This window comes from Synechococcus sp. CCY 0621 (assembly GCF_019038465.1).
Lineage (GTDB): Bacteria > Cyanobacteriota > Cyanobacteriia > PCC-6307 > Cyanobiaceae > Cyanobium.
This window is the reverse complement of the sequence record NZ_JAFKRH010000086.1, coordinates 1-348: the sequence shown is the minus strand read 5'-3', so window position 1 is coordinate 348 and position 348 is coordinate 1. Positions and strand designations below refer to the sequence as shown.

The window sequence follows — 348 nt, the reverse complement described above, 5'->3', positions numbered from 1 at the left end:
CTGTGTTTCCGCAGTGATGCCGAACCGCTCGAGGGCCACGGCTTTGATCCGGTCAACGAGTGGACCCTGCAGTTGCTGCGCATCCGCCACCTCGGCAGCGCCGAGCAGCGGCTGCATGCCCTGCTCTCGCTGCTGGTGCGCCGCCTGGGGCGCCGCTGCGGGCCCTGGTGCGACCTGCCCTTCCGCCTCACCCATGAGCGCATCGGTGAACTGATCGGCACCACCCGGGTCACCACCACCCGGCTGATCTCCCGCATCCGGGCCGCCGAACTGCTGCAGGTCCCCAGTGGTGAAACCGGCCTGCGGCTGGCGCCGGCCCTGGTCGATGGCGCTCCCCTGGCCGCCTGA

The 348-nt window shown here is 71.0% G+C and carries 1 protein-coding gene; it reads left to right on the top strand.

The window, feature by feature from the left end; translation table 11 throughout:
- Positions 1–348 (top strand): helix-turn-helix domain-containing protein (locus KUG43_RS16725; protein ID WP_216910961.1); only part of this gene is annotated, 348 nt, incomplete at its 5' end.